This window comes from Pseudomonas sp. NPDC089407 (assembly GCF_044900445.1).
Classification (GTDB): Bacteria; Pseudomonadota; Gammaproteobacteria; order Pseudomonadales; family Pseudomonadaceae; genus Aquipseudomonas.
In genome coordinates, this window is sequence record NZ_JBJDNB010000002.1 from 163,475 (window position 1) to 176,956 (window position 13,482).

General features: G+C 63.7%; 10 protein-coding genes. 5 read left to right on the forward strand and 5 right to left on the reverse strand.

Features of this window, described 5'->3' with window-relative positions:
• Positions 1-54 precede the first annotated feature (54 nt).
• The 5 genes from pcaF to pcaC all read left to right on the forward strand — a co-directional run bounded on the left by pcaF (position 55) and on the right by pcaC (position 5,319).
• Positions 55-1,257, forward strand: a complete 1,203-nt coding sequence (gene pcaF / locus ACI2KG_RS02730) for a 3-oxoadipyl-CoA thiolase (protein WP_404660691.1) — start codon at positions 55-57, stop codon at positions 1,255-1,257.
• Positions 1,258-1,458: 201 nt separating this feature from the next.
• Entirely contained in the window at positions 1,459-2,748 is a 1,290-nt protein-coding gene (locus ACI2KG_RS02735; protein WP_404660692.1) for an MFS family transporter, read from the forward strand.
• A gap of 9 nt (positions 2,749-2,757) precedes the next feature.
• Complete coding sequence (locus ACI2KG_RS02740; RefSeq protein ID WP_404660693.1) at positions 2,758-4,110, forward strand: 3-carboxy-cis,cis-muconate cycloisomerase; 1,353 nt, start codon at positions 2,758-2,760, stop codon at positions 4,108-4,110.
• Between the two features lie 11 nt (positions 4,111-4,121).
• Positions 4,122-4,913, forward strand: coding sequence for a 3-oxoadipate enol-lactonase (gene pcaD, locus ACI2KG_RS02745; RefSeq protein ID WP_404660694.1), 792 nt, complete (start codon positions 4,122-4,124; stop codon positions 4,911-4,913).
• 10 nt (positions 4,914-4,923) lie between these two features.
• Positions 4,924-5,319 (forward strand): 4-carboxymuconolactone decarboxylase, encoded by a 396-nt coding sequence (gene pcaC / locus ACI2KG_RS02750; protein ID WP_264360630.1) that lies wholly within the window; start codon positions 4,924-4,926, stop codon positions 5,317-5,319.
• A 102-nt stretch (positions 5,320-5,421) separates the two neighbouring features.
• On the opposite strand, the gene ACI2KG_RS02755 is transcribed toward pcaC, so the two are convergent.
• The 5 genes from ACI2KG_RS02755 to ttgB all read right to left on the reverse strand — a co-directional run bounded on the left by ACI2KG_RS02755 (position 5,422) and on the right by ttgB (position 13,481).
• Entirely contained in the window at positions 5,422-5,946 is a 525-nt protein-coding gene (locus ACI2KG_RS02755; RefSeq protein ID WP_404660695.1) for a DUF962 domain-containing protein, read from the reverse strand.
• Positions 5,947-6,122: 176 nt separating this feature from the next.
• Entirely contained in the window at positions 6,123-7,046 is a 924-nt protein-coding gene (locus ACI2KG_RS02760) for a LysR family transcriptional regulator (RefSeq protein ID WP_201207692.1), read from the reverse strand.
• 211 nt (positions 7,047-7,257) lie between these two features.
• On the reverse strand, positions 7,258-8,514 hold the full coding sequence (locus ACI2KG_RS02765) for an OprD family porin (RefSeq protein ID WP_400614685.1): 1,257 nt from the start codon (positions 8,512-8,514) through the stop codon (positions 7,258-7,260).
• A 363-nt stretch (positions 8,515-8,877) separates the two neighbouring features.
• Complete coding sequence (locus ACI2KG_RS02770; protein WP_404660696.1) at positions 8,878-10,332, reverse strand: AdeC/AdeK/OprM family multidrug efflux complex outer membrane factor; 1,455 nt, start codon at positions 10,330-10,332, stop codon at positions 8,878-8,880.
• Positions 10,329-13,481, reverse strand: coding sequence for a multidrug efflux RND transporter permease subunit TtgB (ttgB, locus tag ACI2KG_RS02775; RefSeq protein WP_400614690.1), 3,153 nt, complete (start codon positions 13,479-13,481; stop codon positions 10,329-10,331). Before ttgB ends, ACI2KG_RS02770 begins: the two co-directional genes overlap by 4 nt.
• Between the last annotated feature and the right edge of the window lies 1 nt (position 13,482).

Here is a 13,482-nt window from a genome sequence, read left to right on the forward strand (position 1 = left end):
AGTCGAGCCGTCCGCCCTGCGTGACCTCGAAGCCCGTACCGCAGGAGAAGCTTAATGCGCGACGTATTCATCTGTGACGCCATCCGTACCCCGATCGGCCGCTTTGGCGGTGCCTTGGCCGGTGTGCGGGCCGACGACCTGGCCGCTGTGCCGCTGAAAGCGCTGATCGAGCGTAACCCCAGCGTGCAATGGGACCAGGTTGACGAGGTGTTCTTCGGCTGCGCCAACCAGGCTGGTGAAGACAACCGCAACGTGGCACGCATGGCGCTGCTGCTGGCGGGCCTGCCAGAGAGCATCCCCGGTGTGACCCTGAACCGCCTGTGCGCCTCGGGCATGGATGCCATCGGCACCGCCTTCCGCGCTATCGCCAGCGGTGAAATGGAGCTGGCGATTGCCGGCGGCGTCGAGTCGATGTCGCGTGCGCCGTTCGTCATGGGCAAGGCCGAAAGCGGCTATTCGCGCAACATGAAGCTGGAAGACACCACCATTGGCTGGCGTTTCATCAACCCGCTGATGAAGCGCCAGTACGGCGTGGATTCCATGCCGGAAACCGCTGACAACGTGGCTGACGATTACCAGGTTTCGCGCGCTGACCAGGACGCCTTCGCCCTGCGCAGCCAGCAGAAGGCCGCCGCCGCACAGGCCGCCGGCTTTTTCGCCGAAGAAATCGTGCCGGTGCGTATTGCCCATAAGAAAGGCGAGATCATCGTCGAGCGTGACGAGCACCTGCGCCCGGAAACCACCCTCGAAGCGCTGACCAGGCTCAAACCGGTCAACGGCCCGGACAAGACTGTCACTGCCGGCAACGCCTCGGGCGTGAATGACGGTGCCGCTGCGTTGATCCTGGCCTCGGCCGAAGCGGTGAAGAAACATGGCCTGACACCGCGTGCCCGTGTGCTCGGCATGGCCAGTGGCGGCGTTGCACCACGGGTGATGGGCATCGGCCCGGTGCCGGCGGTGCGCAAGCTGACCGAGCGCCTGGGTGTGGCGGTAAATGACTTCGATGTGATCGAGCTTAACGAAGCGTTCGCCAGCCAAGGTTTGGCGGTGCTGCGCGAGCTGGGGGTGGCCGACGATGCGCCGCAGGTAAACCCGAATGGCGGCGCAATCGCCCTGGGCCACCCGCTGGGCATGAGTGGTGCGCGCCTGGTACTGACGGCGCTGCACCAGCTGGAGAAGAGCGGTAGGCGTAAAGGCCTGGCGACCATGTGTGTGGGCGTTGGCCAAGGCTTGGCGCTGGCTATCGAACGGGTTTGACCTGTACCGGCCTCTTCGCGGGACAAACCCGCTCCCACAGGATGATCGTTGCCCACTGCACAACGGGAACCTGTGGGAGCGGGCTTGTCCCGCGAAGAGGCCGGCACTTACGACCCAAGGCCAGTTGCCAGCCTCAAAGCGGAACGAGGTGTTACCAGGTGTGTCTAGAATTACCTGTGACCCTTCAGGAGTAATTTCACCATGACCTCAACCTATTACACCGGCGAAGAGCGCAGCAAACGCATCTTCGCTATCGTTGGTGCTTCTTCGGGCAACCTGGTGGAATGGTTCGACTTCTATGTCTACGCCTTCTGCGCCATCTACTTCGCCCCGGCCTTCTTCCCCTCCGACGACCCTACCGTGCAGCTGTTGAACACGGCGGGCGTATTCGCCGCAGGCTTCCTGATGCGCCCCATTGGTGGCTGGATCTTCGGCCGCCTCGCTGACCGCCATGGTCGCAAGAACTCCCTGATGATCTCGGTGCTGATGATGTGCTTCGGCTCGCTGATGATCGCCTGCCTGCCCACCTACGCCAGCATTGGCACCTGGGCCCCGGCGCTGCTGTTGCTGGCGCGCCTGATCCAGGGCCTGTCGGTGGGTGGCGAGTACGGCACCACCGCTACCTACATGAGCGAGGTGGCCCTGCGCGGCCAGCGCGGCTTCTTTGCCTCGTTCCAGTACGTGACCCTGATCGGCGGCCAGTTGCTGGCGGTACTGGTGGTGGTGATATTGCAGCAACTGCTGACCGAAGATGAACTGCGCGCCTGGGGCTGGCGCATCCCGTTCGTGGTGGGTGCCATCGCTGCGCTGATCTCGCTGATGCTGCGCCGTTCGCTGCACGAAACCAGCAGCGCCGAAACCCGCAACGACAAGGATGCCGGCTCGATCGGCGGCTTGTTCCGCAACCACACGGCGGCGTTCATCACAGTACTGGGCTACACCGCAGGCGGCTCGCTGATCTTCTACACCTTCACCACCTACATGCAGAAGTACCTGGTGAACACGGCCGGCATGACGGCGAAGAACGCCAGCTACGTGATGACCGGTGCGCTGTTCCTGTTCATGGTGTTGCAGCCGTTCTTCGGCATGCTGTCCGACCGCATTGGTCGGCGTAACTCGATGCTGCTGTTCGGCGCCCTGGGCACGCTGTTCACCGTGCCGCTGCTGATGGCGCTGAAAACCGTGACCAGCCCGTTCATGGCCTTCGTGCTGATTACCCTGGCACTGTGCATTGTCAGTTTCTACACCTCGATCAGCGGCCTGGTGAAGGCCGAGATGTTCCCGCCGCAGGTACGCGCGCTGGGTGTGGGCCTGGCCTATGCGGTGGCCAACGCGGCCTTCGGCGGTTCGGCCGAATACGTGGCCCTGGGGTTGAAGACCCTGGGCATGGAAAATACCTTCTACTGGTACGTGACCGCGATGATGGCGATTGCCTTCCTGTTCAGCCTGCGCCTGCCGAAACAGGCCGAGTACCTGCACCATGACCACTAAGGACGCTGCATGAGCAACCAACTGTTCGACGCCTATTTCACCGCGCCGGCCATGCGCGAGATTTTCTCTGACCGTGGCCGCCTGCAGGGCATGCTCGATTTCGAGGCGGCGCTGGCCCGTGCCGAAGCCGCTGCCGGCCTGGTCCCGCACAGTGCCGTGCCGGCCATCGAGGCCGCATGCCAGGCCGAGCGCTATGACGTTGGCGCGTTGGCCAATGCCATCGCCTCAGCCGGCAACTCGGCAATCCCGCTGGTGAAGGCGTTGGGCAAGGTGATCGCCACTGGCGTGCCGGAGGCCGAGCGCTACGTGCACCTGGGCGCCACCAGCCAGGACGCCATGGACAGTGGTTTGGTGCTCCAGTTGCGCGATGCCCTCGCGCTGATCGAAGCCGACCTTGGCAAGCTGGCCGAAACCTTGTCGCAGCAGGCCTTGAAGCATGCCGATACACCGTTGGTGGGCCGCACCTGGTTGCAGCACGCGACCCCGGTGACCTTGGGCATGAAGTTGGCCGGGGTGCTGGGCGCCTTGACCCGTCACCGTCAGCGCCTGCAGGAACTGCGCCCACGTTTGTTGGTGCTGCAGTTTGGCGGTGCCTCGGGCAGCTTGGCGGCCCTGGGCAGCAAGGCGATGCTGGTGGCCGAGGCACTGGCCGAGCAGCTCAAGCTGACCCTGCCAGAACAACCCTGGCACACCCAACGTGACCGCCTGGTGGAGTTTGCATCGGTGCTAGGCCTGGTGGCCGGCAGCCTGGGCAAGTTCGGCCGCGATGTCAGCCTGTTGATGCAAACCGAGGCGGGGGAGGTGTTCGAGCCTTCCGCGCCGGGCAAGGGCGGCTCGTCGACCATGCCGCACAAGCGTAACCCGGTGGGCGCTGCCGTATTGATCGGTGCCGCCACCCGCGTGCCGGGCCTGGTATCGACACTGTTCAGCGCCATGCCCCAGGAACACGAACGTAGCCTGGGCCTGTGGCATGCCGAGTGGGAAACCCTGCCGGAAATCTGCTGCCTGGTCTCCGGCGCCCTGCGCCAGGCCCAGGTGATTGCCGAGGGCATGGAGGTGGACGCCGCGCGCATGCGCCGCAACCTCGACCTGACCCAGGGCCTGGTGCTGGCCGAGGCGGTCAGCATTGTCCTCGCCCAGCGCCTGGGCCGTGACCGCGCCCACCACCTGCTGGAACAATGCTGCCAGCGTGCCGTTGCCGAACAGCGCCATCTGCGTGCCGTGCTGGGTGATGAACCGCAGGTCAGTGCCGAACTGTCGGCTGAAGAACTCGATCGCCTGCTCGACCCTGCCCATTACCTGGGCCAGGCCCGGGTCTGGGTGGCGCGGGCCGTATCCGAACATCAACGTTTCACTGCCTGAAGGAGACCGCTGTGGCGCATTTGCAACTGGCCGATGGCGTTTTGAACTACCAAATCGATGGCCCGGAAAACGCCCCGGTGCTGGTCCTTTCCAACTCGCTGGGTACCGACCTGGGCATGTGGGACACCCAGATGCCGCTGTGGAGCCAGCACTTCCGTGTGCTGCGCTACGACACCCGTGGCCACGGCGCATCGCTGGTCACTGAAGGCCCGTACAGCATCGACCAGCTGGGCCGCGACGTACTGGCCCTGCTCGATGGCCTGGACATTCAGAAGGCCCACTTCGTCGGCCTGTCGATGGGTGGCCTGATCGGCCAGTGGCTGGGTATCAACGCCGGCGACCGCCTGCACAGCCTGACCCTGTGCAACACCGCCGCCAAGATCGCCAACGACGAGGTGTGGAACACCCGTATCGACACCGTGCTCAAGGGCGGCCAGCAGGCCATGGTCGACCTGCGCGATGCCTCGATCGCCCGCTGGTTCACGCCAGGCTTTGCCCAGGCCCACGCAGAGCAGGCCCAACGCATCTGCCAGATGCTGGCGCACACCAGCCCGCAGGGCTACGCCGGTAACTGCGCCGCAGTGCGTGATGCCGATTACCGTGAACAACTGGGCCGTATCCAGGTGCCGGCGCTGATTGTGGCGGGTACCGAGGACGTGGTCACCACCCCGGAGCATGGCCGCTTCATGCAGGCCGGTATTGCCGGTGCCGAGTACGTCGACTTCCCGGCGGCGCACCTGTCCAACGTCGAGATTGGTGAGGCGTTCAGCTGCCGCGTGCTCGACTTCCTGCTGGCTCACTGAGGACACCGCCATGGACGAGAAACAACGTTACGACGCCGGCATGCAAGTGCGCCGCGCGGTGCTTGGCGATGCCCACGTCGACCGCAGCCTGGAGAAGCTCAACGACTTCAATGGCGAGTTCCAGGAAATGATCACCCGCCACGCCTGGGGTGACATCTGGACCCGCCCGGGCCTGCCGCGGCACACCCGCAGCCTGATCACCATTGCCATGCTGATCGGCATGAACCGCAACGACGAGTTGAAGTTGCACCTGCGTGCGGCGGCCAACAACGGCGTGACCCGCGAGGAGATCAAGGAAGTGCTGATGCAGAGCGCGATCTATTGCGGCATTCCGGCGGCCAATGCCACCTTCCACATGGCAGAGTCGGTGTGGGATGAGTTGGGTGTAGAGTCGCGACAGCAGTAATGCCTGTACCGGCCCTATCGCCGGCAAGCCAGCTCCCACAGGGTTCAGGCCTGATGTAGTCCCTGTGGGAGCTGGCTTGCCGGCGATTGGGCCATTGAATGTTCACACAGCCGCATTCTTCTGCCGCACGGCCACCGGCCCGGCGTTGGCTTCGACGGCCTGCTTCAGGGTCGGGCACAAGCCCAGCATGAACGCCGCTTCAGCCACCACAAACAGCGGCCCGATGATCAACCCGCTGACATCGTCGACAAACGCCGGTTTGCGCCCTTCGTAGTAATGGCCGACGAACTGGATGATCCAGCCCACCACGAACGCCCCCAGCCCGGCAGCGAGCCACAGCCCAGTGGCCTGCACTGCCAGCACCTGGCCTGCCCACAGGCACAGCCCCAACAGCAAACCCATCACCAGCCCGAAGCGCAGGTCCAGGCGCAGGTAAAACCCTACCGAAGCGGCTGCTGCCAGCAGGGCAGGGGACAGCCACATACCGGCGACCTCCCAACCAGGGCGCGACAGCAGGACGGTGACCGCCAGCACGATCATGGGGATGCCGATGAAATGGGTGAGGATGTTGCGTGGGTCGCGGTGGTAGCTGGCGTACTGGCTCAGGTGGTCGATGAGGGTTTTCATGGTTGTGCCTCCCTGGTTTGCCTGGTCGGTGTGTGTGGCCGGTTAGGGCCTCTTCGCGGGTGAACCCGCTCCTACAACGGTTCGCGCAATCCTGTAGGAGCGGGTTCACCCGCGAAGAGGCCGGCACAGGCAACCCATATAGCTCAGGATAGCCCGCACCCACCACCATCATCAGCTCAGCGAATGGCAGCAGCGCGCACCGGCATATCCAGCCCCACCAAGGTCTCGATCATCGCCCGCGCCGCCGGCGACAGCCGGTAGCCGCTGCGGCTGACCACCCCGCAACGCACACTCAGCACCTCCAGCGCTGGCGGCAGGTTGCGCCAGTGCAGGCGCACCAGGGTGCCAGCGGCCAGGTCTTCGGCCACTGCCTCTTCGCTGGCAGTACCGATCGCATCGCTGGCCTGCACCACGCTGCGCAGGATGGCCAGGTGCTCGGTCTGCAGGTGCGGGGTGAAGTCGCTGCGCCCGCTGAGGTTGGCCAGGCGCTTGCGTACCCCCGGGGCGAGCAGCGCGCTGGCCAACGGGTAGCTGAACAGGTCGTTGGTCGACAGGCTGTCCTTGGCCAGCAACGGGTGGCCCGGGCGGCAGAAGAACAGGCCAGGGCGGGGCGACAAAGGTTCGGTGTGAAAGTTGGCGTCGGCTTCGAACGGGCGGATATCGTCGACGAAAAACTCGATCTGCTCCCGCCGCAGCGCCTGGCCGAGGCGTTCGGCATTGTCCACCAGCAGCGAGGTGCGAATGCCCGGGTGGCGCTCGATGAAGTGGCGCAGGGCATCAGGCACCAGGCGCACGGCCAGTGCCGGGCCGCTGCCGAAGTGCAACTCGCCCGCGTCGAGCTTGGTCATCTGCAGCACTTCGTTGCTTAGCTGCGCCGCGCCTTGCACCAGACGCCGGGCATGTTGCAGCACCACCAGGCCTTCGGGGGTGGGCGGTAAAGCTTTGCTGGCGCGGTCGACCAGTGGGCAGCCGAAGCTGTGTTCCAGGCCCTGGATGGCGCGGCTGAAGGCGGGTTGAGTGATGCCCATGGCCTCGGCGGCACGGACGAAACTGCGGTATTCGGTGAGGGCGATGAAGTAACGCAGCTGACGGAGGTCCATGTCACGGCTCTGGGGCGGGGGGCAGGGGCCTATTCAAGCGGTTACTATATATGTTGTAAAAGAAGGTTTGATTTATTGTTTATTCATTTTGGTTATTTAAAGGCTGTGCTGGCCCTATCGCCGGCAAGCCAGCTCCCACAGGGACTGCACAGGACTTGATGACTGTGGGGGCCTGTGGGAGCTGGCTTGCCGGCGATAGGGCCGTTGCAGATCACAACAGATTCAGCGGGTAACTTACGATCAGTCGGTTTTCATCGAAAGCATTGGTGCTGAAGTCCCGGCGCATGGTGGAGTTACGCCACTTCACCGAAAGATCCTTGAAGCTACCCGATTGAATGACGTAGGCCAGTTCGGTTTCGCGTGCCCACTCCTTGCCATCGTCCACGCCGCCAGCGGTAACGTTGTCACCCTTTATATAGCGGTTCATCAGGGTCAGGCCGGGTACGCCGACAGCGGCGAAGTTGAAGTCATGGCGCACCTGCCAGGAGCGCTCCTTGGCGTTGTCGAAGCTGGAGTTGTAGCTGTCGTTGGCCAGGGTGCCGCCGCTGGTGCCGTTGACCCGCAGCCAGGCATCGTCGCCGCTGACCTTCTGCAGGCCGACGTAGAAGGTGTGGCCCTGGTAGCGCGCCGAAAGCAGCGCCGAGGCGGTGCGGTTGTCCAGCTTGCCCGCGCGCTCGGCGCCGTCTTCCTTGCCGATGAAGTAGCCCAGGTTGGCGCCCAGGGTCCAGTCGCCTAGCGGCTGGCTGTGCGTCAGGTTGAGGTACTGCTGGCGGTAGATGTCCTTGAGCTGGGCATCCCACAGGCCGATCATGGTGCGCTTGTCGTTGAAGGTGTATTCGCCGCCGCCGAAGTTGAAACGGTCGGAGGTGAACGCGGCCCTGCCGTTCAGCGACATGTCTTCCATGCTGGCGTCGTTGCGCGGGCTGTTGCCGCGGAACTGGCCGGCGTACAGGGTCAGGCCGGCGATCTCTTTCGAGGTCAGTTGGCCGCCGCGGAAGGTTTGGGGCAGCGAACGGCCGTCGTCCGAACGCAGGATCGGCAGGACCGGCATCCATTCACCGACTTTCAGCTCGGTTTCCGACAACTTGGCTTTCAGCGCCACACCCAGGCGGCCGAAATCATCAGCCGGGCGGCCATCGTCGTGCACAGGCAGCAGGTGGGTGTTGGTGGTGCCTTTGCCGCCGTCGAGCTTGACCGAGTACAGGCCCAGCACATCCACACCGAAACCCACGGTGCCCTGGGTGAAGCCGGAGCGGGCGTCGAGGATGAAGCTTTGCGTCCATTCCTCGGCCTTGCCCTGCGGGTGGGCCGGGTCGACGAAGTTGCGGTTGATGTAGAAGTTGCGCAGGTTGAGGGTAGCCTTGGCATCTTCCAGGAAACCACCTTGGTCGGCGGCGAACACGGGAAGGGTGCAGGACATGGCCAACAGGCCGGGCAGCAGCTGGCGTGCGGGTTGCAAAGTGCTCATCTGTCGTGGATCTCTTGTTTTTATGGGGCGAGCCGGTGCACTGCGGGGTCGAGCCAGCAGGTGCGGGTCTTTTCTTGATGAACTTGGGCAACGTTGCGTGGGGGGATGGTGCGGGGTTCGGCGGGGGTGAGGCAATTCGTCGCAAACGGAACGGGGCGATAATCGAACGGAATGTTCCAGGTGGTTAATAGTTGTCCTGTGCTGGCCTCATCGCCGGCAAGCCAGCTCCCACAGGACCCCACAGTGTTCAGGTCCTGTGTAGCCCCTGTGGGAGCTGGCTTGCCGGCGATGAGGCCAGTACAGGCAACACAAAACAGAAAGCCCACCGCAAGGGTGGGCTTGATGCTGTAGCAGCTTCAGCAATCAGCCTTTCGGTGCTTCCACCGACGCCTGCTGGTTCGCCTGCCCGGTCTGCTCGTACCAGCCACCACCAAGCGCCTTGTACAGGTTGACCTCGCTGGTCAGCTGCGACAGGCGATCGCCGATCAGTGCCTGCTGGGCACTGAACAGGTTGCGCTGGGCATCGAGGAAAGTCAGGTTGCTGTCGATGCCGATGCGGTAGCGGCGTTCAGCCAGGCGGTAGTAGTCCTGGTTGGCCTGCACCAGGTCACGCTGGGCCTGCAGCTGCTCTTCGAAGGTCTTGCGCGCCGCCAGGCCATCGGAGACTTCCTGGAAGGCGGTCTGGATGGTTTTTTCGTACTTGGCGACGTTGATATCCTTCTGGATCTTCGAGTAGTCCAGGCTGGCCTTCAGGCTGCCGGCGTTGAAGATCGGCAGGTTGATCTGCGGCTGGAACAGCCAGGTGCCCTGGCCGCCTGCGAACAGGTGGCCCATGTCGGGGCTCAGGCTGCCGGCGTTGGCCGTCAGGCTGATGCTTGGGAAGAACGCTGCGCGGGCGGCGCCGATGTTGGCATTGGCGGCCTTGAGCAGGTGCTCGGCTTCCTGGATGTCCGGGCGACGCTGGAGAATGTCCGACGGCAGGCCGGCCGGTACTTCGGCCAGCTGGTCGGCATTGAGCTCAAGCGGCTTGGCCAGGTTGGCAGGGATGCCGGTCCCCAGCAGCACCGTCAGGCTGTTGACGTCCTGGGCGACCAGGCGCTGGTACTGCGAGTACTTGACCCGGGCGCCCTCGACGGCAGTACGTGCCTGGCTGAGGTCAAGTGCAGAGGCCACGCCCACTTCGTTGCTGCGACGGGTCAGGTTATAGCTCTCCTGATAGGTCTTCAGCGTTTCTTCGGTCAGCTTGAACAGCGCCTGGTCGGCCTGCCAAGTGTAGTAAGCGTTGGCCACGCTGGCCACCAGGGCAATTTGCGTGGAACGACGTGCCTGCTCGCTGGACAGGTAGGTTTCCAGGGCCTGTTCGCTCAGGCTGCGCACGCGGCCGAACAGGTCCAGCTCATAGGCGCTGACGCCCAAGGTGGCCGAGTACTGGCTGGTGATGCCCGATTCACCGGTTTGCGACATGTTCGCTGGCACCCGCTGGCGGCTGCCGCTGCCGGTGGCCGAAACCGCCGGGAACAGGTCGGCCCGCTGGATGCGGTACTGCGCGCGGTAGGCGTCGATGTTCAACGCGGCGACGCGCAGGTCGCGGTTGTTGACCAGCGAGGTCTGGATCAGTTGCTGCAGTGCCGGGTCGTGGAAGAACTGGCGCCAGCCCTGTTCGGCCGCGGCAACGTCCGCCGACTGCGTCGGCGAGTACGCAGGGCCTTGCGGCCACTGCTGTGCCACCGGCGCTTCCGGGGTCTGGTAGTCAGGGATCAGCGAGCAGCCGCCAAGAATGAAAGCGGTTACCGCCAGGGACAACAAAGACTTGGTCATTGCCCAGCCTCATAACGTGGAGTTTCAGGGGTGGCGTCTGTTTCCGGCTTTTTGCTGCCGAACACTGACGACACTGCGACGAAGAATAGCGGTACCCAGAAGATTGCCAGTACGGTCGCACTGATCATGCCGCCGATCACACCGGTGCCGATGGCGTGCTGGCTACCCGCGCCGGCGCCACTGGCGATGGTCAACGGTACCACGCCGAGGATGAACGCCAGCGAGGTCATGATGATCGGGCGCAGACGCATGCGGCAGGCTTCGATCGTAGCGTCGTACAGGCTGCGGCCCTGCTCGTGGAGTTCCTTGGCGAACTCGACGATCAGGATGGCGTTCTTCGCTGCCAGGCCGATAGTGGTCAACAGGCCGACCAGGAAGTACACGTCATTGGACAACCCGCGCAGGCTGGTGGCGATCAGCGCACCGATGATACCCAGCGGTACTACCAGCACCACGGCGATCGGGATCGACCAGCTTTCGTACAAGGCTGCCAGGCACAGGAACACGAACAGGATCGAGAGGGCGAACAGCGCCGGCATCTGCGAACCGGAGAGCTTTTCCTCGTAGGACATGCCGGTCCAGGAGTAGCCGATGCCGGTAGGCAGTTCGCCGACGATACGTTCGACTTCGGCCATGGCTTCACCGGTACTGTAGCCAGGGGCTGGTGCACCAAGGATTTCCATGGCTTCGACGCCGTTGTAACGCGACAGCTTCGGCGAACCGTAGGTCCATTCGCCCTTGGCGAAGGAAGAGAACGGCACCATCTCGCCCGCGCCATTGCGCACGTACCACTTCTGCAGGTCTTCCGGGCTCATCCGCGAGTTGGGCTCGCCCTGGATGTACACCTTCTTGACTCGACCGCGGTCGATGAAGTCGTTGACGTAGCTGGCACCCAGGGCAATCGACAAGGTGTTGTTGATGTCGGCAATGGTCACGCCCAGGGCGCTGGCACGTTCGTCATCGATGGTCAGCTGGTACTGCGGCTCATCGTTCAGGCCGTTCGGGCGCACAGCCATGAGGATCTTGCTTTGCGCGGCCTTGGCCAGGAATTGGTTGCGCGCTTCCATCAGCTTCTCGTGGCCGACGCCCGCGCGGTCCTGCAGGAACACGTCGAAGCCGGTGGCGTTACCCAGTTCGAGTACCGCTGGTGGGGCGAAGGCGAACACCATCGCATCGCGGAAGCTGAAGAAGTGCTGCTGCGCACGTTGCGACAGGTTGAACACGCTGTTCTCTGCCGAACGCTCGCCCCACGGCTTGAGCATGATGAATGCCATGCCCGAACTTTGGCCACGGCCGGCGAAGTTGAAGCCGTTGACGGTGAACACCGATGCAACGGTGTCAGCTTCTTCCTTGAGCAGGTACTCACGCATCTGGTCGACCACCACCTGGGTGCGCTCGGCACTGGAACCGGCCGGAGTCTGCACCTGAGCAAACAGTACGCCCTGGTCTTCTTCCGGCAGGAACGCGGTCGGGATGCGTGCGAACAGCCAGATCATGCCAACCACGATCAGCGCATAGGCCAGCAGGAACGGCGCCTTGTTGCGCAGGATGGTACCCACGCTGCGCTCGTAGCCGTTGACGCTGCGGTCGAAGTTGCGGTTGAACCAGCCGAAGAAGCCGCCTTTGGCCGTGTGGTGCTCACCCTTCTTCAGCGGCTGGAGCATGGTGGCGCACAGCGCCGGGGTGAAGATCAGCGCCACCAGCACCGACAGGCCCATGGCCGAAACGATGGTGATGGAGAATTGCCGGTAGATCACACCTGTAGAACCACCGAAGAAGGCCATGGGCAGCAGTACCGCCGACAGCACCAGGGCAATACCCACCAGGGCGCCCTGGATCTGCTCCATCGAGCGCTTGGTCGCCTCCTTGGGCGGCAAGCCTTCCTCGGACATGACCCGCTCGACGTTCTCCACCACGACGATGGCGTCGTCCACCAGCAAGCCGATGGCCAGGACCATGGCGAACATGGTCAGGGTGTTGATGCTGAAGCCCGCGGCGGCAAGGATGCCGAAGGTACCCAGCAACACCACCGGTACGGTCATGGTGGTGATGATGGTGGCGCGGAAGTTCTGCAGGAACAGGTACATCACCAGGAACACCAGGACCACGGCTTCGATCAGGGTGTGGATCACGCCGCTGATCGATTCGGTGACCACCGGCGTGGTGTCATACGGGAATACCGCTTTTACTCCAGGCGGGAAGAACGGTTCCAGGTCCGCGATGGTCTGGCGCAGGGCCTTGGCAGTGTCCAGGGCGTTGGCACCGGTGGCCAGTTTTACCGCCAGGCCGGACGCCGGCTTGCCGTTGAACTGGGCGCTGACCGCGTAGTTTTCACCACCCAGGCCAACCTGGGCGACATCACCCAGGCGCACTTGCGAGCCGTCGCTGTTGACCTTGAGCAGGATCTTCTCGAACTGCTCGGCGGTTTGCAGGCGGGTCTTGCCGATGATGGTGGCGTTCAGCTGGGTACCCGGCATGGCCGGCAGGCCGCCGAGCTGGCCGGAGGACACCTGCACGTTCTGTGCGGCCACGGCAGTCTTGACGTCGACCGGGGTCAGCTGGAACTTGTTCAGCTTGGCCGGATCGAGCCAGATACGCATGGCGTACTGGGCACCGAACACCTGGAAGTCACCCACACCTGCAGTACGCGAGATCGGGTCCTGCATGTTGGAGACGATGTAGTTGGCCAGGTCGTCCTTGGTCATGCTGCCGTCTTCGGACACCAGGCCGATCACCAGCAGGAAGTTCTTCACTGCCTTGGTGACGCGGATACCTTGCTGCTGCACTTCCTGCGGCAGCAGCGGGGTGGCCAGGTTCAGCTTGTTCTGGACCTGGACCTGGGCGGTGTCGGCGTTGGTGCCCTGTTCGAAGGTGGCAGTAATGGTCATGCTGCCGTCGGAGTTACTTTCCGACGACACATAGCGCAGGTTGTCGATACCGTTGAGCTGCTGCTCGATCACCTGCACCACGGTGTCCTGCACGGTTTGCGCCGAGGCGCCCGGGTAGGTCACGGCGATGGCGATGGCCGGCGGTGCGATGCTGGGGTACTGGTTGATCGGCAACTTCAGGATCGACAAGGCCCCGACCAGCATGATCACCAAGGCGATCACCCAGGCGAAGATCGGGCGATCGATAAAGAACTTCGACATG

What these genes read in the sequence shown, in the direction of transcription:
- pcaF (WP_404660691.1), top strand. Translation starts at nt 55, where the DNA reads ATGCGCGACGTATTCATCTGTGACGCCATCCGTACCCCGATCGGCCGC.
- ACI2KG_RS02735 (WP_404660692.1), top strand. Translation starts at nt 1,459, where the DNA reads ATGACCTCAACCTATTACACCGGCGAAGAGCGCAGCAAACGCATCTTC.
- ACI2KG_RS02740 (WP_404660693.1), top strand. Translation starts at nt 2,758, where the DNA reads ATGAGCAACCAACTGTTCGACGCCTATTTCACCGCGCCGGCCATGCGC.
- pcaC (WP_264360630.1), top strand. Translation starts at nt 4,924, where the DNA reads ATGGACGAGAAACAACGTTACGACGCCGGCATGCAAGTGCGCCGCGCG.
- ACI2KG_RS02755 (WP_404660695.1), bottom strand. Translation starts at nt 5,946, where the DNA reads ATGAAAACCCTCATCGACCACCTGAGCCAGTACGCCAGCTACCACCGC.
- ACI2KG_RS02760 (WP_201207692.1), bottom strand. Translation starts at nt 7,046, where the DNA reads ATGGACCTCCGTCAGCTGCGTTACTTCATCGCCCTCACCGAATACCGC.
- ACI2KG_RS02765 (WP_400614685.1), bottom strand. Translation starts at nt 8,514, where the DNA reads ATGAGCACTTTGCAACCCGCACGCCAGCTGCTGCCCGGCCTGTTGGCC.
- ACI2KG_RS02770 (WP_404660696.1), bottom strand. Translation starts at nt 10,332, where the DNA reads ATGACCAAGTCTTTGTTGTCCCTGGCGGTAACCGCTTTCATTCTTGGC.
- ttgB (WP_400614690.1), bottom strand. Translation starts at nt 13,481, where the DNA reads ATGTCGAAGTTCTTTATCGATCGCCCGATCTTCGCCTGGGTGATCGCC.